The sequence below is a fragment of the Pseudomonas sp. FP2294 genome (assembly GCF_030687625.1).
In the GTDB taxonomy this organism is placed as follows: Bacteria; Pseudomonadota; Gammaproteobacteria; order Pseudomonadales; family Pseudomonadaceae; genus Aquipseudomonas; species Aquipseudomonas shahriarae.
Window position 1 is genome coordinate 1,818,941 of sequence record NZ_CP117441.1, and the last position, 25,929, is coordinate 1,844,869.

Here is a 25,929-nt window from a genome sequence, read left to right on the forward strand (position 1 = left end):
GTATTGTTCAGTGAAATCGAGTGGTCAGCGATGCGTCGCAATCCAGATCAATAATCCCGCCTGGAACACGGTAAACGCCACCAGGCAGGTGATGGTGAAGCGCAAGCCGCTGTCCTCGCGCTTGAACTTGATGACCTTTTCTTCCTCGTGGCGCAGCTTCACTTCCTGCTCGGCCAGGTTTTGTTCGGCCTGTTGCAGCATCTGCGCCGCTTCGAGGATTTCCACGAACTGCACCTTCTCGGTGTTCCAGCTGTCCAGCACTTCGCTGACCTTGCCCGGCTGCACATGGCCTTTCAGGTGCTGGACATCGGCATAGGCCACATCAAAACCCTGGATCCGCAAAAAGTGGTCGCGACGCAGGCGCGTGGCTTCGTTCAGCGCGTCCTTGTTCGCCAGGTCGACGCCGTCGACGCGATAGTGCGACCACTTCTTTTTTGCCCACGCAGCGCCCTGGGCTACCAGGAAGCGGCCAAGGCCTCGGTTCGCGGGTTCGATTTCCAGGCTGTTGTTTGGGCCGAAGTGCACGCGGTGGGTGGCATGATCGACCCACACATCCAGGTGATTCTGTTCGCGCCGCACCCGTTGGGCAGGCAACTGGATGACCATGCGCAGCAGGCTGTGGTCCTTGTTGTTGCGCTCGGCGTAGCCAAACTGCACAAAGCGCAAGGGCCGGGCGCCGGTTGCGCGATCGGTGGCCAAGGGCGCCAGGCGCAGCATTTTGAAGTGTTCGGCCTCAACCTCTGCCCACGGCAGCGCAGCCGCAGCCGCCGCTTCGGTGTCGGCGGTGGTTTCGGCGGGAGGTTGTGGTACTGCTTCGGTGTTCGTCATTCGGCGCGATCCTGTCCAAGCCCAGCTAGTCGACAGGCTTTTTGCTGTCGACCTTGTGCTTATCGGCCGTTCTTTCCAGGACTGGAGGGTAAATAGTGGGTTATCGGTGGCGAAGTCCGTCGATAAAGCCAACCAGACGCCTACCCAGCGCATCGGCGAGGGGCAATTGTGGATTGTTGTAGGAGCTCAACTGCTGCTTCACATCGTTGGGCACGATGCGCATGACGTGGTTCATGCCGGGAATCACCGCCAGTTCGGCGTCGGGTTTGGCCTGCTTGAGCTTCTGGGCATCGGCGACCCCTACTTGCAGGTCGGTGGTGCCCTGGACAATCAGGGCTGGCATCGTCAGGCGGGCGAACGCCGCTGCGGGGTCCGCACGAAACAGGCTGATCAGGTACGGCTGCACGCTGGGACGGAAAATACCCTGCAGCGGGCCCGGCACATCGGCATCCACCTGGCCGGCCTTGAGCCGGTCGAGGATCTGGTTGCTGCGCAGCAGCAGGGCCGGCGGCAGGTGATCCGCCAATTGCTGGCGAATCACCTGGTCCACCGGGCGGGCGCTGCCGGACAGGGAAATCACCCCGTCGGGGTTGAGTTCAGGGGCGGCGAGGGCAGCCACCAACGCGCCTTCACTGTGCCCCAACACCACCAGGCGCCCGAAGCGCGGATCGGCCTTGAGCGATTTGCCCCAGGCCACGGCGTCGGCCACATAGGCGTCCAGCGTCAGGTTGCGCTCGTCTGGCGTGGCCTTGAGGCTGGCGGCCACGCCGCGTTTGTCGTAGCGCACGCTGGCAATGTTATGGCGCGCCAGCACCCAGGCCAGGCGCTTGAGGCTGTCATTGCGCGCGCCTTCGGCACTGTTGCCGTTGCGGTCGGTGGGGCCGGAGCCCGCAATGATCAGCACTACAGGCACGGGTTTGTCGGATTGGGGCAGCAGTAATGAGCCAAACAGCTCGCCGCTGCCGGTGTCCAGGCTGATGGGCCGTTGCAGTACGACAGGGCTGGCGGCGTGGGCGACGCTACAGAACAGGGTGAGGGTAAACAGCAAAACTCGCAGCATCATCGCGCCATCATGAGGAAGGTGCCGGTTGGACCAACGTCTACCGGGAAGGTTTCGAGGATGAACTACTGGGTGAGCCTGCGTATACTGGCGCGCTTAGTTATCACGGTTGAGTTGATTCAACTGATTTCACGGAGCGCTCTGCATGTCCGGCAATACCTACGGCAAGCTGTTCACTGTCACCACCGCGGGCGAAAGCCATGGTCCGGCGTTGGTCGCCATTGTCGACGGCTGCCCGCCCGGCCTTGAGCTGTCCCTGGACGACCTGCAGCGCGACCTCGACCGCCGCAAGCCCGGCACTAGCCGCCACACCACCCAGCGCCAGGAGCCCGACGAAGTCGAGATCCTCTCCGGCGTGTTCGAGGGTCGCACTACCGGTTGCGCCATCGGCCTGCTGATCCGCAACACTGACCAGAAGTCCAAGGACTACTCGGCGATCAAGGATCTGTTCCGCCCGGCCCACGCCGACTACACCTACCACCATAAATACGGTGAGCGCGATTACCGTGGCGGTGGCCGCAGTTCGGCGCGGGAAACCGCGATGCGCGTGGCCGCCGGAGCCATTGCCAAGAAGTACCTGGCAACCCAGGGCATCCTGATTCGTGGCTATATGAGCCAACTGGGCCCGATCGAAATCCCGTTCAAGACCTGGGACAGCGTGCAAGACAATGCTTTCTTCAGCCCCGACCCGGACAAGGTGCCGGAACTGGAAGCCTATATGGACCAGTTGCGCCGCGACCAGGATTCGGTGGGCGCGAAGATCACCGTGGTCGCCGAAGGGGTGATGCCGGGCCTGGGCGAGCCGATTTTCGACCGCCTGGACGCCGAACTGGCCCACGCGCTGATGAGCATCAACGCGGTCAAGGGCGTGGAAATCGGCGCCGGCTTCGCCTGTGTCGCCCAGCGTGGCACCGAGCACCGCGATGAGCTGACCCCCGAAGGTTTTGTCAGCAACAATGCGGGCGGCATTCTCGGCGGTATCTCGTCCGGCCAGCCGATTGTGGCGCACCTGGCACTCAAGCCGACCTCGAGCATCACCACGCCGGGGCGTTCGATTGATGTGCATGGCAACCCGGTGGATGTGATTACCAAGGGCCGCCATGACCCGTGCGTCGGCATCCGCGCCACGCCGATTGCCGAAGCAATGATGGCCATTGTGCTGATGGACCATCTGCTGCGGCACCGTGGGCAGAATGCCGATGTGCGCGTGACTACTCCGGTGCTGGGCCAGCTGTGACGGTCTGACCGTGACAGCGCTCCCGTACTGGCGACTTTCCAGCTTCTATCTGTTCTATTTCGCCCTGCTGGGGGCGACGGCGCCGTTCCTGGCGCTGTACTTTCATCATCTGGGGTTCTCCAGCGCGCGCATTGGCGAGTTGGTCGCAATCCCGATGCTGATGCGCTGCGTGGCCCCCAATATCTGGGGCTGGCTGGGTGACTACACCGGGCGGCGCCTGGCCATCGTGCGGTTTGGCGCGGTGTGCACGCTGCTCAGTTTTTCGCTGATCTTTGTCAGCCAGAGCTATGCCTGGCTGGCGTTGGTGATGGCCCTGCACGCGTTCTTCTGGCATGCGGTGCTGCCGCAGTTCGAGGTCATCACCCTGGCGCACCTGCAAGGTCAGACCTCGCGCTACAGCCAGGTTCGCTTGTGGGGCTCCGTCGGGTTTATCCTCGCGGTCGTCGCCCTGGGGCGCCTGTTCGAGGCCCTGAGCCTGGATATCTACCCGGTGGCGATCGTGTTGATCATGGCCGGCATCATCGGGGCCAGCATGTGGGTGCCCAATGCCCAGCCGGTTGCCACCGGTGGTCGCGGTGCCGGCGACGGCTTCCTGCGGCAACTGCGCAGCCCTGGCGTGCTGGCGTTTTATGCCTGTGTCGCGTTGATGCAAATGAGTCACGGCCCGTACTACACCTTCCTCACCCTGCACCTGGAAAACCTCGGTTACAGCCGCGGTGTGATCGGCCTGCTGTGGGCCTTGGGTGTGGTGGCGGAAGTGTTGATGTTCATGGCCATGAGCCGGATTCTCACGCGCTTCTCGGTGCGCCGGGTGCTGGTGGCCAGTTTCCTGTTGGCCGCGTTACGCTGGCTGTTGCTGGGGTCGTTCGCCGAATTCCTGTGGGTACTGTTGCTCGCCCAGGTGCTGCATGCCGCGACCTTTGGCAGCTTTCATGCGGCGGCCATTCAATTTGTGCAGCGCAGCTTCGGTGCGCGCCAGCAAGGCCAGGGCCAGGCCCTGTATGCGGCGCTGGCCGGCACCGGCGGCGCGCTCGGCGCCTTGTATTCCGGGTACAGCTGGAACCAGTTGGGGCCGACCCTGACCTTCAGTATCGCCAGCCTCGCGGCCCTGGCCGCCGCGTTGATCATGGCGCTGCGCTTGCCCGAGGAGCAGCCGTGAGCCCGGCCCATCATCTGCAGACTCTTACCGCCCGAGGACCCCTTTTATGAGCATTCTTTGCGTTTATCACCTTTCTACCCCGGACACCCCGAACAAGGTCTTGACCCACGCTGACGATATTGCCTCGACCCTGGCCGAGCAGGGCGTGGGCTTCGAACGCTGGCAGGCCAGCACCCGTGTCGAGGCCGGCGCCAGTGCTGCCGAAGTGACGGCGGCGTACCAGGAGCAAATTGACAGCTGGATGACGGCACAGGGCTACGCGCAGGTGCAAGTGTTGAGCGTGAACCGCGAGCACCCGCAAAAGGTTGCCCTTGCCGCAGGTTTGCGCGATGAGCATTACCACGGGGCTGATGAGATCCGCTTGTTCGCCGCCGGCCGTGGTTTGCTCGGCCTGCATATCGGCGACTATGTCTACACGGTGCTCTGCGAAAAACACGACCTGCTGCGCATACCGGCCGGCATGCCACGCTGGTTTGACCTGGGGGAGGAGCCGCGTGTGGTCGCGATCAGTCTGTTCCAGACGGCGTCCGGGGCTGAGGCGCAAGTGACCGGCAGCGGGATCGCCCAAGGTTTCCCGGGGCTGGATGATTGACCTTAGTTCACTATCCGCAAACTTATTCAATATGCTCAAGTTGGATAAGTTTGTGGGAATGAACTCTATAGTTTGTAAGTTCCAGCTATTTGTCTGAGGGTCGATGTGTTAACCCTTGGCTTTATGTAACTCTCCCGTCGCTGTGTACCTATCTGTCAATAGGAGTTGTCCGAATATTGACAGTGCAAACCACTACGAAAGGGAGAGGCAGCATGAGCAGTCCAGAGGAGCCCACCCCATCCGTACCTGGGCCGGCGGTCAGTGTGGCAACAGATGTTTGTGAGCAGGCGTGCGACGACAGGGCAGGCGACGCACAGTCGTTGCCGGATAAGCCGCTGACGGCCAAGGAGTTGGAAATACTGCGCTGGGCCACGGAGGGCAAGACAGTGTGGGAGATCAGCCGGATCCGCTGTGTCTCACAGGCCACGGTGAAGTTTCACCTGCGCAATATCTACGGCAAGTTGCACGTCAATAACCGGGTCCAGGCGGTGAGTGAAGCGATCAGGCGCGGGTTGTGCGGATAAAAAAGGGCCGTGAAGCGCAATGGCTTCACGGCCCTGGGAAACGCAGTGGTACTTATGCCGAATGGTAGGTCGGCAGGGCAAAGCGGTGCTGGCTTTGCAACATCGAAATCTGCGGCAACTCGCTGGCTTGTTCTGCCAGGTCGCGGCGGATAGCGCTGATGACCCAGGTCAGTTGGTCGGCAGTGTGCAGCTGCTGGTACGAGATCGAGCGTTTGATCTGCTTGCCTTCGGTGTTGCGCAGGGTCAGCAGGATCCCACCGTCAGGGCGCGCCTGGGTGGTGACGTCGTAGTTGGAGAATACAGAAGCGAATTTATCTTGGATCAGGCTCATGTCTATCGGCTCCATTGGCTCGTGTTGTGCGGCATGGAGTGATAGGTGCAGTGATTGTGCCAGTATCGCGACTTATACAAAAACCTTATAAGTCAGTGACTTACAAAAAATAGAACTTTTCACTTTCGTGCAATATGCATGAATGGCCATCGTGCATCCTGCATTTTGCGCTATTGGGCGATGACGAACGGTATCGTGCGTCACCGGTGCCTGGGATACAAAACATTGCAAATCCCGCGTGTACAGCCAAGGAATGGCTGGCGTATTTTCCTGCAAGGCATTCAGGAATGGTCCTACACCGCATGAAGGCCCGTGGACCCTACGAATAATAAGAAAAAGGACTTCTGTGCATGAGCAATCCCCATAGCGAGATGATTACCCTCGGCATGATGTTGCGTAAGGTGCCGACCATTGTCCGGGCCCTGCCACGGTTGGTGCGCGGTATCCGTGTCGCCAATATCACTGACCCCGACCAGCCGTGCGGCCTGGGCTGGACCTTCGAACAGGCCACCCAGCGCAACCCCGAAGGCGCCGCGCTGTTGTTTGGCGACCAGGTGCTCAGCTACCGCCAGGCCAACCAGCACGCCAATCGCATCGCCCATCATCTGCAGGCCCAAGGCATTGGCAAGGGTGATGTGGTCGCGCTGTTTATTGAAAACCGTCCCGAACTGCTGTTGACCGTGCTGGCGGTGGCCAAGGTCGGCGGCATCTGCGCCATGCTCAATACCGCGCAGACCCAGGCGGTGCTGGTGCATAGCCTGACCCTGGTCAACCCGGTGGCAATTGTGGTCGGCGCCGAACTGGTCGACGCCTACGACGCGGTACGTGAGCAGGTGGCGATTGATCCGCAGCGCACCTGGTATGTCGCCGATCAACAGGTGGCGCCTGTGCCCCAGGGCTATATCGACCTGATGGCCGCCAGCGCAGACTGTTCCACGGATAACCCGGCCAGCAGCCAACAGATCTACTTCAACGACCCGTGCTTCTATATCTACACCTCCGGCACCACCGGTTTGCCCAAGGCAGGTATCTTCAAGCATGGGCGCTGGATGAAATCCTCGGCCAGCTTCGGCACCATCGCCCTGGATATGGGGCCGGAGGACGTCGTCTATTGCACTCTGCCGCTGTACCACGCCACCGGGCTCTGTGTGTGCTGGGGCTCGGCGATTGCCGGCGCGTCGGGGTTTGCCATCCGCCGCAAATTCAGCGCCAGCCAGTTCTGGGACGATGTGCGCAAATTCAACGCGACCACCCTGGGCTATGTCGGCGAATTATGCCGCTACCTGATGGACCAGCCGCCCAGCGAACGCGACCGCGACAACCGAGTGGTGAAGATGATCGGCAACGGCTTGCGTCCGGGAGTGTGGGGGCCGTTCAAGGAGCGTTTTGGTGTGGGGCATATCTGCGAGCTGTACGCCGCCAGTGACGGCAATATCGGCTTCACCAACGTGCTGAATTTCGACAACACCATCGGCTTTTCCCTGATGCACTGGGCGCTGGTGGACTACGCCCACGACACTTGCGAGCCGATCCGTGGCAGCAATGGTTTTATGCGTGAAGTGCAGAAGGGCGGCCAGGGCCTGCTGCTGGCCAGGATCGACGACAAGGCGCCGTTCGATGGCTACACCGACCCGGAAAAGAACCGCAAGGTGGTCTTGAGCGACGTGTTCGAAAAGGGCGACCGCTACTTCAACACCGGCGATCTGTTGCGCAGCATTGGCTTTGGCCATGCGCAGTTCGTGGACCGCCTGGGCGACACCTATCGCTGGAAGGGCGAGAACGTCTCCACCACCGAGGTGGAAAACATCTTTATGCAGCACCCGCAGATCACCGAGGCGGTGGCCTACGGCGTGGAAATCGCCAACACCAATGGCCGCGCCGGGATGGCGGCGATTACCCCGTCCGAATCCCTGGCCACCCTGGATATGCAGGCGTTGCTGCAATTCGCCCAGAGCCAGATGCCGGCCTATGCGGTGCCGCTGTTCCTGCGGGTCAAGGTGAAGATGGAAACCACCGGCACCTTTAAGTACCAGAAGGTCCGTCTTAAGGAAGAGGCCTTCGACCCGCACAAGGTGGGGGACGATCCGCTCTACGCCTGGTTACCGGGCAGCGATACCTATGTGCCCGTGACCGTGCAGGTGCTGGCGGATATCCAGAGCGGAAAATATCGCTACTAGGGCGGCTCGATAGAACCTGGCTATTGTGGCTTTCGGCAAAAAAGGGGTGACAGGCGCGGCGCTGCTCGGGAAACTGACGGCCTTACGCCACACCTCACAGGGAGCCGCAGATGTCTGATCAAGCCAAACAAATGACCGAAGAAGAAGCCGCCGAATTTGCCGAGCAGGTCTTCGACGTGGCCCGCCGCGGTGATGCCGCCATGCTGGCTGCGCTGCTGGCCAAGGGCTTGCCGGTGAATCTGCGCAATCACAATGGCGATACCTTGTTGATGTTGTCCGCCTATCACGGGCACGCCGAGGCGGTGAAAGTGCTGCTGGAGTTCAAGGCCGATCCGCAGATCGCCAACGACAAGAACCAACTGCCGATTGCCGGTGCAGCGTTCAAGGGCAACCTGGCGGTGGTCAAGGCGTTGATTGAAGGCGGCACCCCGGTTGACGGCGCCTCTGCCGATGGCCGCACGGCGCTGATGATGGCGGCGATGTTCAATCGCACCGAAATGGTCGAGTACCTGATCAGCGTAGGGGCCAACCCCAAGGCCACGGATGCCCAGGGGGTAACGGCCCTGGTGGCGGCCCAGACCATGGGGGCAGCGGATACGACGGCGCAGTTGCAAAAACTGGTGTAGGCTTTGCGCCCTCAAAATCAGCCTTGCCACAGGATTCGCCCATGAACACCGCGCTCGTCGAACTCATCACTAAAATCAGTTCCGGTTGCCTGGGCGACGCCGAGATCGTGCGGATCGCCGATGAGGCCAGCCAGGCCTACGCCGATGCCGATGGGTTCCTGGCGGCCAACCCTGATATCAACTACGACGACACCTTCCCCATCCCGCTGGGCGAGTGGATTGTGGTCGGCAGCCTGCCGGAAACGGTGCTGTTCCAGGCCGACACCTACCAGGATCTGTTCGCCCAGATCGTTGCTTCCTTTGGTCCCGACGTTGCGTTCAACCTCAAGCCCAAGCAGTTGGCCAAGACCGAGGCGCTGACGGCCCTTAATCGCATCCAGATCCAGCTCGGCGCCATGAACCCGGAAAACGGCGGCTACACCCTGATGAATTTCAGCCAGTTGCTCGATGACGAAATCCAGGCCGTGCTGGTCTATGGCAATGACGTGCCGCGGGTGCTGGAATTGTGTGCCGAAGTCGGGATCAAGGGCGAACCGTCCCTGGAAGCCCTGCGCATTGCCGTCCACGTCTGAAATAAAACGGAACCCTGGCCAGGGCTGGCTATCCTAAACAGGCAAGCCCTCACTTAGGAGCGACACCATGGGTTCCACATTTAATGGTCTGATCGGGTTGATCATCCTGGCACTGGATATCTGGGCGATCATCAACGTGTTCAAAAGCGGCGCCAGCACCGGGGCCAAAGTGTTGTGGATCCTGTTGATCCTGCTGTTGCCGGTATTGGGCCTGATTATCTGGGCCATCGCCGGGCCACGGGGCAACGTGCGGCTCTGATCCTCTGCGGGCACAAGCATGTAAATAATGTGGGAGCGCGCTTACCCGCGACAGCGGTGTATCAGTACCAGATTGATTGGCTGACACACCGCTGTCGCGAGCAAGCTCGCTCCCACATTTGTCTGCGGCGTGTCCTGTAGATTTTTGTGTCCATCTATTCGCTGCACAAAATTTTCACACTTCATCCAAGACAATTCCCCCGCTTTATTTTCCTGCCTCGGTCAGTCTGTGCCGACAGGAGCGCTGCGCGATGAGTAATCGATAGCGTTGACGACGTTGATCGGGCAGCATCTGCCCACTGCGTAATACCCTGGACCCCTGTGCCTTTACTGGCCGGGGCAGGACGCCGCTGCATTCTTTCGTCACTTAAACCTCCAATGGGTCCTCAAACAACATGGCAAACCCGGACGCCCTGAATCAGCAGCGAGCTTCTACTCGTCTGCTGCAACCGACCGTCAAGTCCCACCTGGCCTACACGCTGCTTTGCGCCCTGGTCATGATGGTGATGCTCTCCCTGCTGCGCCTGGGACTGTTGGTGTACAACAGCGACATGATGCTCGACACCCCGGCCTCGACCTTCCTTGAAGCGTTCGTCAATGGCCTGCGCCTGGACTTGCGCCTGGTGGTGTACCTGAGCATCCCGCTGATCCTGGCCCTGTTCAGCGTGCGCGCCATGGCCGCCCGTGGGTTCTTCCGGTTGTGGCTGACCGTGGTCTCCAGCAGCGCGCTGTTCCTTGGCCTGATGGAGATGGACTTCTACCGCGAGTTCCACCAGCGCCTTAACGGCCTGGTCTTCCAGTACGTCAAGGAAGACCCGAAAACCGTGATGAGCATGCTCTGGTACGGTTTCCCGGTGGTGCGCTACCTGCTGGGCTGGGCCGTCGGTACCTTTATCCTGAGCATCGCCTTCAAGGGCGCCGACCGTGCGACGCGCCCCCGTGGCCCGTTCAGCGGTGGCACCGTCGGCACCCGCCAGGTCGCGCCGTGGTACAGCCGCATCGCGGTGTTCGTGGTGTGCCTGCTGATTGCCGTGGTCGCCGCGCGTGGCACCCTGCGCCAGGGTCCGCCACTGCGTTGGGGTGACGTGTACACCACCGACTCGAACTTCGCCAACCACCTGGGCCTCAACGGTACGTTGTCGCTGATCGGTGCAGCCAAGGCGCGCTTCTCCGAGCATCGCGAGAACGTCTGGAAAGCCACCCTGGAGCAGCCGCTGGCGACCCAGACCGTGCGTGACATGCTGGTGCTGCCTGACGAAAAACTGGTGGATACCGACACCGCCGCCGTGCGCCGTGACTTCACGCCGCCGGCCGAGAAGACCCTGCCGATCAAGAACGTCGTGGTGATCCTGATGGAAAGCTTCGCCGGTCACTCGGTGGGCGCCCTGGGCAGTGGCGGCAAAATCACGCCGTACTTCGACGAGTTGACCAAGGAAGGCCTGCTGTTCGACCGTTTCTTCTCCAATGGCACCCATACCCACCAGGGCATGTTCGCCACCATGGCCTGCTTCCCGAACCTGCCAGGCTTCGAATACCTGATGCAGACCCCGGAAGGCAGCCACAAGCTGTCGGGCTTGCCGCAGTTGCTCAGCGCCCGTGATTTTGACGACGTGTATGTCTACAACGGCGACTTCGCCTGGGACAACCAGTCGGGCTTCTTCAGCAACCAGGGCATGACCAACTTCATTGGCCGCAAGGATTTCGTCGACCCGGTGTTCTCCGATCCGACCTGGGGCGTGTCCGACCAGGACATGTTCGACCGGGGCCTGCAGGAGCTGAAGGCGCGCGAAGGCGGCAAGCCGTTCTATGCCCTGCTGCAAACCCTGTCCAACCACACGCCGTATGCCTTGCCGACGCCGTTGCCGGTCGCGCCGGTGACTGATCGTGGCCGTCTCAACGAGCATTTGACGGCCATGCGCTACTCCGACTGGGCCCTGGGCCAGTTCTTCGAGAAGGCCCGTAAGGAGCCGTACTTCAAGGACACCCTGTTTGTGATCGTCGGCGACCATGGTTTCGGTAACGAGCAACAGATCACCGAAATGGACCTGGGGCGCTTCAACGTGCCGCTGCTGTTGATCGCACCGGGCGTGCAGGACAAGTTCGGCGTGCGTGACCACACCGTGGGAACGCAGATCGACATCGTGCCGACCATCATGGGCCGCCTGGGCGGTGAAACCCGCCACCAGTGCTGGGGCCGCGACCTGCTCAACTTGCCGGAAGGCGACAAGGGCTTTGGCGTGATCAAGCCCTCGGGCAGCGACCAGACCGTGGCGTTGCTCACTGCCGACCGTGTGTTGGTACTGCCCAAGGAAATGCCACCGAAACTGTGGCAATACGAACTGGGCGCCAACCCGACCGGCAAGGTGATTCCCGAGTCGGCGGATGAGGCGCAACTCAAGCAGAAACTTGAGTCGTTCCTGCAAACCGCGACCAAGAGCCTGCTGGATAACACCGCAGGCGTGGTAGACGGCAAGCCGGACTAATCGCCCGGCAATAAAAAAGAGGCCTTCTTCAAGGCCTCTTTTTTTTGCATCTTTTTTAACGCTGGGGGGTTATATCTTGCCCAGCAACAACAGAATCAACAGCACCACCAGCACCGTACCGAGAATACCCGACGGCCCATAACCCCAGTTACGCGAGTGCGGGAATACCGGCAGGCCGCCGACCAGCAGGAGGATCAGAACAATGATAAGAATGAGGCTCATAGTTTGTTTTCCTTATTCGTCTTCTGAAAAGACCTGATTGTTAATTGTCAGAGCCGCACCTTTAAAACGGCCGCCTTAATCAATCCGACTCCTGCACTTTGCAGAAAATTCCCTGTTTTTTTAATCCGATTTGGCCGCTGGCTTATTTCGTTTTTAATTGTTGTGTTGTTGCGCACTTAGTTTAAATAGATTGAACTTACCCCATGCCCCGGCATCCGACCGGGCCTTTGGTTTGCCCCGGGCATTCAGCAACTTGATGGTGCATGGGGCGGTGAATAACCTTCGCTACACTGGCGCGTACTTCTTCCCTGAATCACAAGGCTACTTCCTATGCAAAATCGCATGATGATCACCGGCGCCGGATCCGGCCTGGGTCGCGAAATCGCTCTGCGCTGGGCCCGCGAGGGCTGGCAGCTGGCCTTGTCGGATGTCAGCGAGCCGGGCTTGCAGGAAACCCTCGCGCGGGTGCGCCAGGCCGGTGGCGACGGGTTTATCCAGCGCTGTGACGTGCGTGACTACAGCCAGCTCACCGCCTTTGCCCAGGCCTGCGAGGTCAAGCTGGGCGGCATCGACGTGATCGTCAACAACGCCGGGGTCGCCTCCGGTGGGTTCTTCAGCGAGCTGTCCCTGGAGGATTGGGACTGGCAGATCGCAATCAACCTGATGGGGGTGGTCAAGGGCTGCAAGGCCTTCCTGCCGCTGCTGGAAAAGAGCAAGGGCCGGATCATCAACATCGCCTCCATGGCGGCCCTGATGCAAGGCCCGGCCATGAGTAACTACAACGTGGCCAAGGCCGGTGTGGTGGCGCTTTCGGAAAGCCTGCTGGTGGAGCTCAAGCAGCAGGAAGTCGGGGTGCACGTGGTGTGCCCGTCGTTCTTCCAGACCAACCTGCTGGACTCGTTCCGCGGCCCCACCCCGGCGATGAAGGCCCAGGTCGGCAAACTGCTGGAAAGCTCGCCGATCAGTGCGGCAGACATTGCCGATTACATCTACCAGCGGGTGGCCGCCGGTGAGTTCATGATCCTGCCCCACGAACAGGGACGCATGGCCTGGGCGCTGAAACAGAAAAACCCGCAATTGCTGTATGACGAGATGACCAGCATGTCGGAAAAAATGCGCGCCAAGGCTCAGTCGGTCAAAGGCTGAGGGATATAAACAATACGTTTATATTTTTGCGGTCCTACTGGGCTGTTTGATATTCGTCTGTCAGTAAATCCAACCCTGGGTTGTAGGGAGGATCTGTTTATCTGGCAGGTCATTGATGGCTCGTAGGGGAGGGCGCATGGTCGCGGTCCGGTAACTTTCCAAAGGACACACGCCATGCTGGTACTTAGCCGCGCGGTAGGCGAAATCATTTCCATCGGCGATCACATCACCCTGCGGATCCTGGAGGTCAACAGCCTCCAGGTGAAACTCGGTGTGCAAGCGCCCGCAGGGGTCAATGTGCACCGGGCGGAGGTCTACGAAAAGATCCGCCGCCTGCAGGGGCAGGCGGTGGCGGTGCCCAACCCTTAGTCGAACAGGTGCTTGGGCACGTCGTGCTTGAGCATCAACTGGCACTGCTCGCTTTCAGGGTCGAAAACAATCAGCGCCTGACCCTTGGTCAACGCCTGGCGCACGCGCAGTACGCGGGTTTCCAGGGGCGTGTCGTCGCCGTTGTCGGTGCCGTCGCGGGTCACGAAGTCTTCAATGAGGCGGGTCAGGGTGTCGACTTCAAGTGCATCGTAGGGAATCAGCATACAAGCCTCAAATGGTGGATCCCGGCGATCCTACTGTGCCGGGATCATAGTTGCCAGCCTCAGGATTTCTGCCCGATCAGGCTGTCCACCGAGGGCACGCGGGTGTCACTCTCCATTTGCGTTTCGTGTTCCAGTTGATGACTGAAGCGGTCCAGGGAACCCTGGGCCGGTTGCGCATCGCTGGCAAATACCGGCGGGCTGAGGATGTAGGCGCCCAGCAGGCGGCTCAAGGCCGCCAGGCTGTCGATATGGGTGCGCTCGTAACCATGGGTCGCATCGCAGCCAAAGGCCAGCAACGCGGTGCGGATATCGTGGCCGGCGGTGACCGCCGAGTGCGCGTCGCTGAAGTAGTAGCGAAACAGGTCACGGCGTACTGGCAGGTCGTTTTCCGCCGCCAGGTGCAGCAGGTGCCGGGACAGGTGATAGTCGTAAGGGCCGCCGGAATCCTGCATCGCCACGCTCACCGCATGTTCGCTGGAGTGCTGGCCGGGGGCGACCGGGGCAATGTCGATGCCGACGAACTCGCTGACATCCCAGGGTAGGGCCGCCGCCGCGCCGCTGCCGGTTTCTTCAGTGATAGTGAACAGCGGATGACAGTCGATCAGCAACGGTTCGCCGCTGTCGACGATGGCCTTGAGCGCCGCCAGCAAGGCTGCGACCCCGGCTTTGTCGTCCAGGTGGCGGGCGCTGATATGGCCGCTTTCGGTGAATTCCGGCAGCGGGTCGAACGCCACGAAGTCACCGACGCTGATCCCCAGGGAGTCGCAATCGGCGCGGGTGGCGCAGTAGGCGTCCAGGCGCAGTTCGATATGGTCCCAACTGATCGGCATTTCATCCACGGCGGTGTTGAAGGCATGCCCGGAGGCCATCAGCGGCAGCACGCTGCCACGGATCACGCCATTGTCGGTGAACAGGCTGACGCGGCTGCCTTCGGCAAAGCGGCTGGACCAGCAACCCACCGGGGCCAGGGTCAGGCGGCCATTGTCCTTGATCGCCCGTACGGCGGCGCCAATGGTGTCCAGGTGCGCGGAGACGGCACGGTCCGGGCTGTTTTTCTGGCCCTTGAGGGTGGCGCGGATCGTACCGCGCCGGGTCATTTCAAACGGGATGCCCAGTTCTTCCAGGCGTTCGGCGACGTAGCGCACGATGGTGTCGGTAAACCCGGTAGGGCTGGGGATGGCGAGCATTTCCAGCAGCACTTTTTGCAGGTAGTTGAGATCCGGTTCGGGGATGGCTCGGGTCATGGAAACTCCTGATGAGTTGAGGGCATCGATGGTTTCGATGAGGGGCTTGGGGATTTGTTGGCCGGGCTGGCCTCATCGCAGGCAAGCCAGCTCACACAGCAACCTGTGGGAGCGGGCTTGCCCGCGATGAGGCCCGTCCAGTCAGCTCATGTCTCAAGCCGTGGTTTGACTGTGGGGGAACAACAAATCCACAAACCGTTCTGCCGTGGGCTGTGGTTCATGGTTGGCCAGGCCGGCCCGTTCATTGGCTTCGATAAATACGTACTCCGGCTGGTCAGCGGCCGGCACCATCAAGTCGAGGCCGACCACCGGAATATCCAGGGCACGCGCCGCACGCACGGCAGCATCCGCCAGCGTCGGGTGCAGAATCGCCGTGACATCTTCCAGGCAGCCCCCAGTGTGCAGGTTGGCAGTGCGCCGTACCGCCAGCACTTCACCCGAAGGCAGGATGCTGTCGTAGTCATATCCTGCCGCCTTCAGGGTGCGCAGGGTTTCGTCATCCATCGGGATCTTGCTCTCGCCGTCTGTGGCCGCCTGGCGGCGTCGGCTCTGCACTTCGATCAAGGCGCCGACGCGGTGCTTGCCGTCGCCGATCACCTGCGCCGGGCGCCGGATCGCGGCAGCTACTACTTCAAAACCAATCACCAGGATGCGCAGGTCCAGGCCCTCGTGGAAACTCTCCAGCAAAACCCGGGAGTCGAACTGGCGCGCCGCTTCGATGGCGCCTTGCACTTCTTCGATGGTCTGCAAGTCCACGGCCACGCCCTGGCCCTGTTCTCCGTCCAGCGGCTTGACCACGATGCGCTGGTGTTCGTCGAGAAACTCCAGGTTGTCGTCGGCGTTGGCTGCCAGTTGTTGCGCTGGCAATTTCAAGCCGGCGGCGCTCAAGACCTTGTGGGTCAGGCTCTTGTCCTGGCACAGGCTCATGCTGATCGCACTGGTCAGGTCGCTCAATGACTCCCGGCAGCGCACCCGGCGCCCGCCATGGCTGAGGGTGAACAGCCCGGCTGCGGCATCGTCCACCTGCACATCAATACCGCGCCGGTGCGCCTCTTCGACAATGATCCGTGCATAGGGATTGAACCCCGCCTGCGGCCCCGGCCCAAGGAACAGCGGCTGGTTGATACCGTTCTTGCGCTTGATGGCAAAGGTGGTGAGGGCGCGAAAACCGAGCTTGGCGTACAGGCTCTTGGCCTGGCGATTGTCGTGCAGCACCGACAGGTCCAGGTAACTCAGGCCCCGGCTCATAAAGTGCTCGATCAGGTGGCGCACCAGCACTTCGCCGACGCCGGGCCGCGAGCATTGCGGGTCGACGGCCAGGCACCAGAGGCTGCTGCCGTGTTCCGGGTCATGGAAGGCTTTATGGTGATTGAGGCCCATGACGCTGCCGATTATCGCGCCGCTGTCTTCATCCTCGGCCAGCCAGTACACCGGGCCGCCTTGATGGCGCGGGGTCAACAGGTTGGCATCCACCGGCAACATGCCGCGCCCCTGGTACAGGCGATTGACTGCCTGCCAGTCGGCTTCGCTCTGTACCCGGCGAATGCGAAAGCCACGGAACACCCGGGTCGCCGGCCGGTAGTCGGTGAACCACAGGCGCAAGGTATCGGAGGGGTCGAGGAACAACTGTTGCGGATCAATCCCGAGGATCTGCTGGGGCGCGGCCACATACAGGGCGATATCCCGTTCCCCGGGCTGCTCGTTGAGCAGCTCCAGGGCCAGGCTCGCCGGGTCGGGGAAGGTATGGCCAATCAATAAGCGGCCCCATCCGCAATGCACGGCGATGGGCTGGGCGCTGGGTTCGCTGCCGTCTTCGGCCAGGCGCGCTTGCAGGCGCTCGTAGGACGGCGCCTGGCCGCGCAGCAGGCGTTGGCTGTAGGCCGTGGCGTGAGGTTTCATCAATCAGATTCCTTGTTCGCTGAGCCACAGGTTCAGCGCCGCCAATTGCCACAGCTTGGAGCCGCGCAGCGGGGTCAATTGCCCTTGTGGGTCAGTGAGCAGACGGTCGAGCATCGCCGGGTTGAACAGGCCACGATCCTGGCTCGGGTCCAGCAACAGGTCACGCACCCAGTTCAGGGTGTCGCCCTGCAAATGCTTGAGGCCGGGCACCGGGAAGTAGCCTTTCTTACGGTCGATCACCGCACTGGGGATCACCCGGCGCGCAGCTTCCTTGAGCACTTGCTTGCCACCGTCCGGCAGCTTGAATTGGCCCGGCACCCGCGCCGACAACTCCACCAGGCGGTAGTCGAGAAACGGCGTGCGCGCTTCCAGGCCCCAGGCCATGGTCATGTTATCCACACGCTTGACCGGGTCGTCCACCAGCATCACCGTGCTGTCCAGGCGCAGGGCCTTATCCACAGCCGCCTCGGCGCCGGGCTGGGCGAAATGCTCGCGCACAAAGTCGCCGGCGGCGTCATTGGCGGTCAGCCATTGCGGGGCGACGGTGGCCGCGTAGTCGTCGTAGCTGCGGTCGAAGAAGGCCTCGCGATAGGCCGCATACGGGTCGCTGGCGCCGTCCACTTGTGGGTACCAGTGGTAACCGGCGAACAGCTCATCGGCGCCCTGGCCGCTTTGCACCACCTTGCAATGCTTGGCCACTTCCCGCGACAGCAAATAGAAGGCAATGCAGTCATGGCTGACCATCGGCTCGCTCATGGCGCGGAACGCGGCCGGCAGTTGCTCGATGATTTCGCTTTCGGCGATACGCAGTTGGTGGTGCCGCGTGCCGTAGTGCTTGGCGATCAGGTCGGAGTACTGGAACTCATCGCCACGCTCGCCGCCGGCATCTTCGAAGCCGATGGAGAAGGTCGACAGATCCTGCACGCCGACTTCGCGCAACAGGCCCACCAGCATGCTCGAATCCACACCGCCCGACAGCAGCACGCCGACATCCACCGCCGCGCGTTGGCGAATCGCCACGGCTTCGCGGGTGCTGTCGAGCACGCGGTCGGTCCAGTCTTCCAGGGTCAGGTGTTTTTCATCGTCATGGGGGCCGTAGGGCAGGGTCCACCAGGTTTTCTGCTCGGTCTTGCCGTTGGCCTCGATCCGCATCCAGGTGGCCGGTGGCAGCTTTTCGATGCCCGCCAACAAGGTGCGCGGAGCCGGCACCACGGCGTGGAAATTCAGGTAGTGATTGAGCGCCACCGGGTCGAGGATCGGGTTGATATCGCCGCCCTTGAGCAACGCCGGCAACGCCGAGGCAAAGCGCAAGCGCTGGCCGGTGCGCGACAGGTACAACGGCTTGACGCCCAGGCGGTCGCGGGCGATGAACAGGCGCTGGCTGTCGCGCTCCCAGATGGCAAAGGCAAACATGCCGTTGAGCTTGGGCAGCAAGGCTTCGCCCCAGGCGTGGTAGCCCTTGAGCAGCACTTCGGTGTCGCCGCCGGAATAGAAGGCGTAGCCCAGGGCTTCAAGCTCGGTGCGCAGTTCCGGGAAGTTGTAGATCGCGCCGTTGAACGCCAGGGACAGGCCCAGTTGGGCGTCGACCATCGGTTGGGCCGAGCCGTCCGACAGGTCCATGATTTTCAGGCGGCGATGGCCCAGGGCAATCGGCCCTTGGGCATGGAAGCCCCACGCGTCAGGTCCGCGTGGTGCCAGGTGATGGGTGATTCGCTCCACCGCTGCCAGGTCGGCAGGTTGATGATCGAAACGCAGTTCTCCAGCTAATCCGCACATAAAGTCCTTACCGGTTTTTCCGTTGGGGAGGGGGCAAAAGGCACGCGCCAAAACGGCGGGTACCCAAGGACTGACCCGAGGCTATACCTGGAGTTTTAGATCAATAAGTTATATGGCAAACGGCCGCTCCCCCGCGCACGCCGTTCTGCGGCCCGTGGGGCGCGGGGCAAAGTGGAGGTAATTAGGTCTGGCTCGGATGCAAATAGTGGCGCGTTTCCAAGGGCAACCCCCCAGCTATTTGAACCCTTCTGCGGTGCAGGGGAGCTTATGGTGATGCGTCATGTTCAACGCGATTAAGGACCGTTGCGAATGACGCAAACAGCAAAGCTGAGCCAGGCTGTGCAGCCTGTGACCTCGGACGAATTGATGAAGGCGCTGCTGGACAGCACCGGCGACCTGGATAAAGCGCAGGTCTTGCATGACACGTTGCCCGCCTGGCTGGTCAAGGCCGATCCCCAGGCACTCCAGGCCATTGAGCAGGCGTATGCCGACAGCGAGCGGCCCAAGGCAAACCTGCAACGGCTGCTGAGCCGTCTGACCCCTCTGGACGCGTTCTGTACCGAACGCCTCACGGCGTTTCTGGCCGCCAAAGGCCACACTCAGCTGGATATCGAGAACGACTCGCTGGAGCTCCCCAGGCGTACCTTCAGGGGAGTCAATCCGGACCTGGGCGGCATGCTGGTGCAGACCGTTACCCTGGAGAAACACAGCCTGCTGCAAGCGGCGATGCAGAATTTTTCCCAGGCCGGGGCCGAACCGGGAGGCATACCGATCAATGCCGTGGTCCGCGTTGGGGCAAAGCGCAGGGTTGCGCAAGATATCAGCGCCCAGACATTTATCGGCTACTGCCGCGAGCTGAATCTGGGGGAGGCCTATCAAACCCATGTGCGCGAGGTGTTCAACCTGACGGACCCGGACGGCGGTTATAGCCCGGCGGTGAGGACGATGGGTCAGTCCCGGTGCATGGATATGCTGATCGACCTGCAGATAGCCTATGCCAAAGGCGATATTGATCAACCGACCCGTGAGCTGTTGCTGGGCCTGGTCAAGGCGGACATGCCCGCCAGCAGCACCCGGCAGCTGTGGTTCAACAACCAACCGCTGACCTGGCAAGGCTTGAACATCGACGGGGCGTGCCTGTGGGGCGTGCTGGTGTTTTCCGGCGCCTCCCCCGATGGGTTTTCCAACGGCCCGATCGTGGTGTACATGCCCAATGAGCCCGTGCGGCCGTGGTACCGCTACGTGTCCCTGGAGCAGTTCAAGCTTTACCTCAGCCTCAAGCTCCACGTGAGTCGTTATCGACACTTCTTCATGGGCTACCTGGACGAGTCCGAGCGTTTCGGTTTTTTTCAGCGGTTTGAGCAGTACAACCTCCTGGTGCGCGTAGAACCGCTACCTGTAACGGATAATTTTTCGACGTTCTTTTTTAATGCCGGTGTCGGCAAAATCCAGATTGATGCCCGTGTGCTCGCCGTTCCCAATGCCCAGGCCGATGACGACGCACGCCGCCAGCGCACCCAGGATTACCTGGATGCGGGCTTGACGGTACTCAACGTCGCCGCGTTTGTGGTGCCGGTACTGGGCCAGTTGATGACGGGCGTGGCGGTCGGGCAACTGCTTGGGGAAGTGTTCGAAGGGGTGGATGACTGGGTACACCAGGACAAACTCGGTGCCCTTCGGCACCTGACGAACATTGCTGAGAACCTCGCGGCCATGGCGTTGTTCGCGGCGGGTGCAAAAGTGGCCGGCCGGCTCTGGAGAACCACGCCGCCGGCTTCGGGGTTTTACGAACGGTTCGAGGCGGTGCGCATGCCGGATAGAACCACGCGCTTGTGGCGCAGCCGCACCGAGCCGTACCGCCACACCGTTTCGCTCGAAGGGACGGTTGCCAGTCCCCGTGGGGTCTACCAGGCTCACGGCCAGTCCTACGTCAATGTCGACGGTTCGACCTACTCGGTTGTCTTTGACTCCGGTACCGGCCGCTGGCGGGCCCGACATCCGCAGCGTGATTCAGCGTATCGACCGCCCCTGGTCCACAACTACCAGGGCGGTTGGCAGTTCTCGTTCGAACAACCGCAAGAATGGCAGAACCCGGACTATGTCCTGGGCCGACTGGACCCCAGCCTCGGTACCCTTCCAGCCGGGCATCTACGGGATATCGCCGCCATCACTGACGCGACCTTGCCCCGCCTGCAGCAAATAGCCAGGCAAAACCTGCCATTGCCGGAGCGCTTGCGCGAACGTGCGCTGCGCTTCAGGCAGAATCAGGAGGTTCGCGACCTGATCTGGCAGATGGAGCATTAGGCACCGCTCGACGCGGCGACCACGCGTGTGCAGATGCTGGCCCTGCCGCTGATGGAAGGCTGGCCCCAGGGGCGGTTTTTCGAACTGCTGGACGAGCAGGGGTACCTGCTGGAGCGTCATCCCGACACCGCGCCTTTCGACTACGAAGACCTGAGCATCCACATCACCACGGGGCATCTGAAACACGGGCAAGTCCTGTCCAGCCTACTGGAGGCCCTCGACCCCGAGGAGACCGCGCGCCTGCTCGGCGGCACCTTCCCTCCAGAAGAGGCGCAAGAGGTGCTGGCGCGGCGGCTGACCGCTTCACTCAAGGACAATCACCAGGCGGTTTACGAAAGGCTGCGTGCCGATGTCGACTTTCCCGACCAGACCGATCACGGCGTGCTCAAGCATCGCTATCCGCAACTGCCCATTCGGCTTGCCTGGGAAATCATGACCCAGGCCTCCACGGCCGAGCGTTGGCGGCTGCGCGATACCGGGCGGGTGCCTTTGCGGATCGCCCAATGGGTGCGGGAGACCTTGGAAATACTTAACGAAGACGATGCCCTGAGCGGTCTGTACCTGCCGGAACTGGCCACCGACGCCACTCGGCGTATAGCGCTGGGGTTACTGCCGCGGGTTCCGGGCTGGCCCGAAGATGTGTTGATGCAAATACGCCAGGAGAGCTTGGACGGCAGTGTCATGGGGCAGGTGGGCAACGCATCTGCCGCCACCACTCGCACGCTGGTCCAGTCGAACCTGGGGTGGCGCGCCTACAACGGACAAGGTGCGCCGCTGGGGCCGATGGCCGAGGGCCCGGAGGGGTTCTATGAGGCGTTGCTTAACAGTTTGCCCCCCGCTGAGCTCGACCAGCTGCAGTTGCCCGCGAGCGGCAGGGCCAGCCATTTGCGCAATAGCCTGATTGGCAAGGCCCAGGATGAGCGGCGCCGGATTAGCCGTTATCTATGGCCGGAACGGCCGGTGCCCGAAGATCCGCCTGTGTCGTGCGTGCAAGCAATGCCCGTGGAGCCGCCGCGACAACCCGCCGGCCTGGTGCGCAAGGTCCGCAAGCTCTACCCCTTGTTTGATGAGCGGCGCATAGCGACCTTTTTGCAGGAATTGGGTCACGATCCGCTGTCCCGGGCCAAAGCCGTGCGTGCTCTTGAGCAGCAATATGAAGCACTGCATCGAACGCTCAAGGTGTGGGCCAGGGAGGGGGGCGGGCAGGGGCGCTCGGACGTTGCCCTGCGGGACTACCGCCTGGCCCGTCACCAGGCCGTCCAGCTCATCGAGCGCAGTTGGCAATATGCCTCGCTGATCCCGGATGAGTCCCATCGGCAAGTCCCGAATCTTTCCCTCGATGGCATGGTGATCGGGGCATTGCCGACCTTGCCGCCCGAAGTCAAGTTCGAGCATGTTCGCCAGTTGTCGTTAAGGAACATGGGGCTCAACGATGATGTTGGTTACTTCCTCAAGCATTTCAAAGGCTTGAATACTCTGGAGTTGACGGACAACCAGGTGACACGACTGCCGGAAGTGCTGCAGCAGATGAAGCACCTTCGTCGGCTGTACCTGGCCAATAACCAACTGCAACTGACGGAATATACGCGGACCAAACTCGGTGACCTGCGAGGGTTGACGGTATTGGACCTGAGCAACAACCCCCTGGTAGACCCGCCGCTGGTCAGCAACATGTTTGAGTTGCGTCACCTAGTCTTGCGCAATTGCCGGCTTCAGCGCTTGCCCTCCGGCTTTATGCGTCTGCCTTATCTGGAGCACCTGGACCTGCGGGAAAATGATCTCGCCACCTTGCCGCAGTGGTTGTTCGAGGTGCCACGCCAGCACGCTGAAATCATCAACCTGCGCCATAACCCGCTGGACTCCCCCAGCCGCCTGCTGTTGCAGAACTACCGGGACACCCTTGGCGTGGGCATGGGCTTTATGGAGGACGATATCGCCCGGCTCAATGAGCAGACCGCCCGGGACTTATGGTTGGGGGATGAGCGCATGGCGCGCTACGCCGAGCGGGTCGAGACCTGGACCGGACTCAAGGATGAGCTGGGCTCCGACGCTCTGTTCAAGCTGCTGGCCGGCCTGGGCAGTGTCGCAGATACCTCCCACGTGCAGGAGGACATGGGCCGCCGTGTCTGGCGCGTGCTGGACGCCGCGGCGATGGATGCCCGGCTGCGCGAAGAGATCTTTGAACGGGCGGCCACGCCCCTGAACTGTGATGATGCTGCTGCAGTGAGTTTCAGTAACCTGGAAGTGCTGGTTGAAATCCACCAGGCTTCGCAGCGGGTGGTGGGCGGTCAGGTCACGGCCAAGCCGCTCTTGAGGCTGGCCAAGGGGTTGTTTCGCCTCGACCGACTGGAGCATATGGCCCGCAGCCATAGCGCCGAGCACCCGATGCTGGATCCGCTGGAGGTCAGCCTGGCTTATCGCACCGGGTTGGCCGGGCGCTTTCATCTGCCCGGGCAACCCCGCCATATGCGCTATGCCAGTCTCGGTGGGGTGACCGAGCATATGCTGACGCTCGCTGAAATGCAGTTGAAGATGGCTGAGCTTTCTCCGCAGTTGTTGAAGTATGTGGTGAAGCTGCCGTTTTGGAGCAGTTATCTGCGGCGCATCCATAGCGGTTCATTCGACACCCTGAACCGGCCCTTCGGTGAGCGCGTCGAGGCGGTGTGGGCGCAGCGAGAGACGCTGGCTGACGCCGACTACCGGAGTCAGATGAGCCAGATACAGGATGAGCAGGAAAAGGCGGAGCTCGCCGAGCTTGAACGCCTGACCCATGAGGCGTTGAAACTCGACGACCTGGGCACCTGCGAGCTAACGCCGGCCGTTTGAGGGAGTGCTCACTGAGGTTTTTTCGTCACGTTGCTGCGAATTAACGCGCGTAGGGCGAAGCGACTCGGATGACAGGCCTCGGCGACACTGCGGGGCAGGGGCAGCGGTTCGTTGTCCAGCCACGCGGCCAACAGTTCGGCGCACAGGGGGGCGGTGATCAGGCCCCGTGAGCCGTGGCCGCTGTTGACGTACAGGCCGTCCAGCCATGGGCAGGCGATGTCCGGCGTATGCCGGGCGTCCTTGCGCAGGGCGTCATAGGCCTGGGCAAACGCCTGGGGATCGACCAGCGGCCCGACAATCGGCAGATAGTCCGGGCTGGTGCAACGAAACGCGGCGCGCCCCTCCAGGGTGTGTGGGGGCAGGCTGTCGGCGCGCAGGCGCTGGGCCAGGTCCGGGGAAATCTCCTGCAGCAGCGCCAGGTTACCGGCATGCTCGGCAGCGGTCGGCGCCAGGTCATCACTCTTGAAATCAAAGCTGGCGCCCAGGGTGTGTTCGCCCAGGCGGACCGGCGCGACATAGCCTTCGGCACAGACCACCGTGGCCAGCGCCTGGCTGTCGGCGGTCTGCGGCAACCGGGTGATTTGCCCGCGAATACGTTTAAGGGGCAGCTCGGCACTGGCGGCAAAACGCTTGACCTCGGCCGCCCCGGCCAGCACCACCACGGGGGCGCTGGCCAGCAACCTGTCACCGTCCCAGGCCTGCCATTGCTCGTCTACCTTGCGCAGTTCCAGGGCTTCATGCAGCACGTGCACGGTGATGCCCGGCTGGCGTGCCTGCCACTGGCAGAGGGCGGGCGGATGCACCCAGCCACCCTCGGGGAAAAACAGCCCGCCATACGCCAGGCCGACCCCGGCTCGGGCCTGGGCCTGATCCCTGTCCAGCAGGTGCAGCAAGTCCGGAGCAAATGCCTGGGCCAATTGGGCCTGGCGTTCGGCCTCCTTGGCGTTGAACGCCAGTTGCAGCACGCCACAAGCGTCCCAATCCACCCCTCGTTGCAGGTGTTCCAGCAGGCGCCGGGTATGCCCGAAGCCGCTGACAATCATCTGCGACAAGGCGGTGCCGTGGGCTGACAGCTTGAGGTAGAGCACCCCTTGCGGATTACCCGAGGCCTCCTGGGCCAGGCCTTCATGGCGTTCCAGCAGGCTCACCTGCCAGCCCCGTGCGGCCAGGCTCGCAGCACTGGTACAGCCGGCCATGCCGCCGCCGATCACCAGGGCGCGGCGCTCTCCCTTGAGGGCCGTCGGCCTGGCGAACCAGGGCTTGATCGGGGCCGGTAGCGGCGCGTCGGCCGGCCAACCGAGAAACTCGCCGCGCAGGATTTCCCACTTGTGACCAATGCCCGGTGTGCGCTTCATCTTGAACCCGGCGCTGTTGAGCAGGCGTCGCACCCAGCCGGTGCTGGTAAAGGTGCTGATGGTCGAGCCCGGGGCCGCCAGCCGTGCCAGCTCGGCGAACAGTTCGGCGGTCCACATGTCGGGGTTTTTCGCCGGGGCAAAACCGTCGAGAAACCAGGCGTCGATCTGCGCATCCAGTTGCGGCAGTTGCTCCAGGGCATCGCCGATCAGCAGGGTCAGCGTCACGCGCCCGTTCGCCAGGATCAGGCGCTGGAAGCCCTGATGAATGGCGACGTACTGCGCCAGCAATTGGTCAGCCAATGGCTTGAGCGCTGGCCAGAGGGCGAGGGCGCGTTGCAGGTCGGCGTGGCGCAGCGGGTACTTTTCCACGCTGACAAAATGCAGGCGCGCGCCCGGTACCGCGTGCTCCTCAAACAGCTGCCAGGCACACAGGAAGTTCAGCCCGGTGCCAAACCCCGTTTCCCCGATTACCAGGCGCCCGCCCACGGGCAGCGCGGCAAACCGCTCCTGCAGGCGGTTCTGCTCGAGGAACACGTAGCGGGTTTCATCCAGGCCCGACTTGTCGGAGAAATACACGTCGTCGAACACCCGCGAGCGTGGGCGTCCCTGGTCGTCCCAGTCGAGCTGGGCATTGGGCTGTACGGGGTTCATGGGCAACTCGGCAAAGACAAGGCGGCCATTCTAGTCGATCACGGGGGGCAGGGTTGAACCGGGTGT

General features: G+C 62.2%; 22 protein-coding genes. 13 read left to right on the forward strand and 9 right to left on the reverse strand.

Translation table 11 applies throughout. The annotated features are described in order from the left end of the window. Nucleotides 1-24: 24 nt before the first annotated feature. Nucleotides 25-828, reverse strand: a complete 804-nt coding sequence (locus PSH73_RS08235; protein WP_057958876.1) for a hypothetical protein — start codon at nt 826-828, stop codon at nt 25-27. Nucleotides 829-928: 100 nt separating this feature from the next. Further along, entirely contained in the window at nt 929-1,891 is a 963-nt protein-coding gene (locus PSH73_RS08240) for an alpha/beta hydrolase (RefSeq protein WP_305462211.1), read from the reverse strand. 142 nt (nt 1,892-2,033) lie between these two features. Between PSH73_RS08240 and aroC the strand changes: the two genes are divergently transcribed. From aroC to PSH73_RS08260, 4 genes are all read left to right on the forward strand, one after another. Beyond that, nucleotides 2,034-3,125: a chorismate synthase gene (aroC, locus tag PSH73_RS08245; protein ID WP_057440738.1), complete on the forward strand. Its 1,092-nt coding sequence runs from the start codon at nt 2,034-2,036 to the stop codon at nt 3,123-3,125. Nucleotides 3,126-3,135: 10 nt separating this feature from the next. After that, a complete protein-coding gene (locus PSH73_RS08250) occupies nt 3,136-4,284 on the forward strand; it encodes an MFS transporter (RefSeq protein WP_115127808.1) in 1,149 nt (382 codons plus the stop codon). A gap of 46 nt (nt 4,285-4,330) precedes the next feature. Beyond that, nucleotides 4,331-4,876: an acireductone dioxygenase gene (locus tag PSH73_RS08255; protein ID WP_057440742.1), complete on the forward strand. Its 546-nt coding sequence runs from the start codon at nt 4,331-4,333 to the stop codon at nt 4,874-4,876. 212 nt (nt 4,877-5,088) lie between these two features. Beyond that, the gene (locus PSH73_RS08260; RefSeq protein WP_081044200.1) at nt 5,089-5,400 is read left to right on the forward strand and encodes a response regulator transcription factor; all 312 of its coding nucleotides are present in this window, start codon (nt 5,089-5,091) and stop codon (nt 5,398-5,400) included. Between the two features lie 52 nt (nt 5,401-5,452). Here PSH73_RS08260 and PSH73_RS08265 read toward each other — a convergent pair whose 3' ends face one another. Further along, complete coding sequence (locus tag PSH73_RS08265) at nt 5,453-5,731, reverse strand: DUF3509 domain-containing protein (RefSeq protein ID WP_029300345.1); 279 nt, start codon at nt 5,729-5,731, stop codon at nt 5,453-5,455. A gap of 350 nt (nt 5,732-6,081) precedes the next feature. Between PSH73_RS08265 and PSH73_RS08270 the strand changes: the two genes are divergently transcribed. The 5 genes from PSH73_RS08270 to PSH73_RS08290 all read left to right on the forward strand — a co-directional run bounded on the left by PSH73_RS08270 (nt 6,082) and on the right by PSH73_RS08290 (nt 11,847). After that, on the forward strand, nt 6,082-7,908 hold the full coding sequence (locus PSH73_RS08270; RefSeq protein WP_169989370.1) for a long-chain-acyl-CoA synthetase: 1,827 nt from the start codon (nt 6,082-6,084) through the stop codon (nt 7,906-7,908). Nucleotides 7,909-8,018: 110 nt separating this feature from the next. Then, nucleotides 8,019-8,534: an ankyrin repeat domain-containing protein gene (locus PSH73_RS08275; RefSeq protein WP_057440749.1), complete on the forward strand. Its 516-nt coding sequence runs from the start codon at nt 8,019-8,021 to the stop codon at nt 8,532-8,534. Nucleotides 8,535-8,575: 41 nt separating this feature from the next. Continuing rightward, nucleotides 8,576-9,106 carry a hypothetical protein gene (locus PSH73_RS08280; protein WP_057440752.1) on the forward strand — a complete coding sequence of 177 codons (531 nt, stop codon included), beginning with the start codon at nt 8,576-8,578 and terminating at the stop codon, nt 9,104-9,106. Nucleotides 9,107-9,173: 67 nt separating this feature from the next. After that, complete coding sequence (locus PSH73_RS08285) at nt 9,174-9,365, forward strand: PLDc N-terminal domain-containing protein (protein WP_015885097.1); 192 nt, start codon at nt 9,174-9,176, stop codon at nt 9,363-9,365. 394 nt (nt 9,366-9,759) lie between these two features. After that, nucleotides 9,760-11,847: an LTA synthase family protein gene (locus tag PSH73_RS08290; RefSeq protein ID WP_120732321.1), complete on the forward strand. Its 2,088-nt coding sequence runs from the start codon at nt 9,760-9,762 to the stop codon at nt 11,845-11,847. 69 nt (nt 11,848-11,916) lie between these two features. Here PSH73_RS08290 and PSH73_RS08295 read toward each other — a convergent pair whose 3' ends face one another. After that, a complete protein-coding gene (locus tag PSH73_RS08295) occupies nt 11,917-12,069 on the reverse strand; it encodes a DUF3309 family protein (protein ID WP_032863216.1) in 153 nt (50 codons plus the stop codon). Nucleotides 12,070-12,399: 330 nt separating this feature from the next. Here PSH73_RS08295 and PSH73_RS08300 point away from each other — a divergent pair, with 330 nt between their 5' ends. Beyond that, on the forward strand, nt 12,400-13,215 hold the full coding sequence (locus PSH73_RS08300) for an SDR family oxidoreductase (RefSeq protein ID WP_057440755.1): 816 nt from the start codon (nt 12,400-12,402) through the stop codon (nt 13,213-13,215). A 174-nt stretch (nt 13,216-13,389) separates the two neighbouring features. Next, nucleotides 13,390-13,584, forward strand: a complete 195-nt coding sequence (gene csrA, locus PSH73_RS08305; RefSeq protein WP_057440758.1) for a carbon storage regulator CsrA — start codon at nt 13,390-13,392, stop codon at nt 13,582-13,584. Here the strand turns inward: csrA and PSH73_RS08310 are convergent. The 4 genes from PSH73_RS08310 to PSH73_RS08325 all read right to left on the reverse strand — a co-directional run bounded on the left by PSH73_RS08310 (nt 13,581) and on the right by PSH73_RS08325 (nt 18,727). After that, a complete protein-coding gene (locus PSH73_RS08310; RefSeq protein WP_003192759.1) occupies nt 13,581-13,808 on the reverse strand; it encodes a YheU family protein in 228 nt (75 codons plus the stop codon). The two genes, csrA and PSH73_RS08310, sit on opposite strands and share 4 nt — an antisense overlap. Nucleotides 13,809-13,867: 59 nt before the next feature. After that, nucleotides 13,868-15,052, reverse strand: coding sequence for an osmoprotectant NAGGN system M42 family peptidase (locus PSH73_RS08315; protein WP_120732323.1), 1,185 nt, complete (start codon nt 15,050-15,052; stop codon nt 13,868-13,870). Nucleotides 15,053-15,205: 153 nt separating this feature from the next. Beyond that, on the reverse strand, nt 15,206-16,951 hold the full coding sequence (gene ngg, locus PSH73_RS08320; protein WP_128593835.1) for an N-acetylglutaminylglutamine synthetase: 1,746 nt from the start codon (nt 16,949-16,951) through the stop codon (nt 15,206-15,208). Between the two features lie 3 nt (nt 16,952-16,954). Further along, entirely contained in the window at nt 16,955-18,727 is a 1,773-nt protein-coding gene (locus PSH73_RS08325) for an N-acetylglutaminylglutamine amidotransferase (RefSeq protein WP_115127813.1), read from the reverse strand. A 309-nt stretch (nt 18,728-19,036) separates the two neighbouring features. Between PSH73_RS08325 and PSH73_RS08330 the strand changes: the two genes are divergently transcribed. Both PSH73_RS08330 and PSH73_RS08335 read left to right on the forward strand, forming a co-directional pair. Beyond that, nucleotides 19,037-21,031 (forward strand): dermonecrotic toxin domain-containing protein, encoded by a 1,995-nt coding sequence (locus PSH73_RS08330; protein WP_305462215.1) that lies wholly within the window; start codon nt 19,037-19,039, stop codon nt 21,029-21,031. A gap of 33 nt (nt 21,032-21,064) precedes the next feature. Next, a complete protein-coding gene (locus tag PSH73_RS08335; protein ID WP_305462217.1) occupies nt 21,065-23,857 on the forward strand; it encodes an NEL-type E3 ubiquitin ligase domain-containing protein in 2,793 nt (930 codons plus the stop codon). Between the two features lie 8 nt (nt 23,858-23,865). On the opposite strand, the gene mnmC is transcribed toward PSH73_RS08335, so the two are convergent. Beyond that, complete coding sequence (mnmC, locus tag PSH73_RS08340; RefSeq protein ID WP_057958884.1) at nt 23,866-25,863, reverse strand: bifunctional tRNA (5-methylaminomethyl-2-thiouridine)(34)-methyltransferase MnmD/FAD-dependent 5-carboxymethylaminomethyl-2-thiouridine(34) oxidoreductase MnmC; 1,998 nt, start codon at nt 25,861-25,863, stop codon at nt 23,866-23,868. Nucleotides 25,864-25,929: the final 66 nt, after the last annotated feature.

What these genes read in the sequence shown, in the direction of transcription:
- PSH73_RS08235 (WP_057958876.1), bottom strand. Translation starts at nt 828, where the DNA reads ATGACGAACACCGAAGCAGTACCACAACCTCCCGCCGAAACCACCGCC.
- PSH73_RS08240 (WP_305462211.1), bottom strand. Translation starts at nt 1,891, where the DNA reads ATGATGCTGCGAGTTTTGCTGTTTACCCTCACCCTGTTCTGTAGCGTC.
- aroC (WP_057440738.1), top strand. Translation starts at nt 2,034, where the DNA reads ATGTCCGGCAATACCTACGGCAAGCTGTTCACTGTCACCACCGCGGGC.
- PSH73_RS08255 (WP_057440742.1), top strand. Translation starts at nt 4,331, where the DNA reads ATGAGCATTCTTTGCGTTTATCACCTTTCTACCCCGGACACCCCGAAC.
- PSH73_RS08260 (WP_081044200.1), top strand. Translation starts at nt 5,089, where the DNA reads ATGAGCAGTCCAGAGGAGCCCACCCCATCCGTACCTGGGCCGGCGGTC.
- PSH73_RS08265 (WP_029300345.1), bottom strand. Translation starts at nt 5,731, where the DNA reads ATGAGCCTGATCCAAGATAAATTCGCTTCTGTATTCTCCAACTACGAC.
- PSH73_RS08270 (WP_169989370.1), top strand. Translation starts at nt 6,082, where the DNA reads ATGAGCAATCCCCATAGCGAGATGATTACCCTCGGCATGATGTTGCGT.
- PSH73_RS08275 (WP_057440749.1), top strand. Translation starts at nt 8,019, where the DNA reads ATGTCTGATCAAGCCAAACAAATGACCGAAGAAGAAGCCGCCGAATTT.
- PSH73_RS08280 (WP_057440752.1), top strand. Translation starts at nt 8,576, where the DNA reads ATGAACACCGCGCTCGTCGAACTCATCACTAAAATCAGTTCCGGTTGC.
- PSH73_RS08285 (WP_015885097.1), top strand. Translation starts at nt 9,174, where the DNA reads ATGGGTTCCACATTTAATGGTCTGATCGGGTTGATCATCCTGGCACTG.
- PSH73_RS08290 (WP_120732321.1), top strand. Translation starts at nt 9,760, where the DNA reads ATGGCAAACCCGGACGCCCTGAATCAGCAGCGAGCTTCTACTCGTCTG.
- PSH73_RS08295 (WP_032863216.1), bottom strand. Translation starts at nt 12,069, where the DNA reads ATGAGCCTCATTCTTATCATTGTTCTGATCCTCCTGCTGGTCGGCGGC.
- PSH73_RS08300 (WP_057440755.1), top strand. Translation starts at nt 12,400, where the DNA reads ATGCAAAATCGCATGATGATCACCGGCGCCGGATCCGGCCTGGGTCGC.
- csrA (WP_057440758.1), top strand. Translation starts at nt 13,390, where the DNA reads ATGCTGGTACTTAGCCGCGCGGTAGGCGAAATCATTTCCATCGGCGAT.
- PSH73_RS08310 (WP_003192759.1), bottom strand. Translation starts at nt 13,808, where the DNA reads ATGCTGATTCCCTACGATGCACTTGAAGTCGACACCCTGACCCGCCTC.
- PSH73_RS08315 (WP_120732323.1), bottom strand. Translation starts at nt 15,052, where the DNA reads ATGACCCGAGCCATCCCCGAACCGGATCTCAACTACCTGCAAAAAGTG.
- ngg (WP_128593835.1), bottom strand. Translation starts at nt 16,951, where the DNA reads ATGAAACCTCACGCCACGGCCTACAGCCAACGCCTGCTGCGCGGCCAG.
- PSH73_RS08325 (WP_115127813.1), bottom strand. Translation starts at nt 18,727, where the DNA reads ATGTGCGGATTAGCTGGAGAACTGCGTTTCGATCATCAACCTGCCGAC.
- PSH73_RS08330 (WP_305462215.1), top strand. Translation starts at nt 19,037, where the DNA reads ATGACGCAAACAGCAAAGCTGAGCCAGGCTGTGCAGCCTGTGACCTCG.
- PSH73_RS08335 (WP_305462217.1), top strand. Translation starts at nt 21,065, where the DNA reads ATGCTGGCCCTGCCGCTGATGGAAGGCTGGCCCCAGGGGCGGTTTTTC.
- mnmC (WP_057958884.1), bottom strand. Translation starts at nt 25,863, where the DNA reads ATGAACCCCGTACAGCCCAATGCCCAGCTCGACTGGGACGACCAGGGA.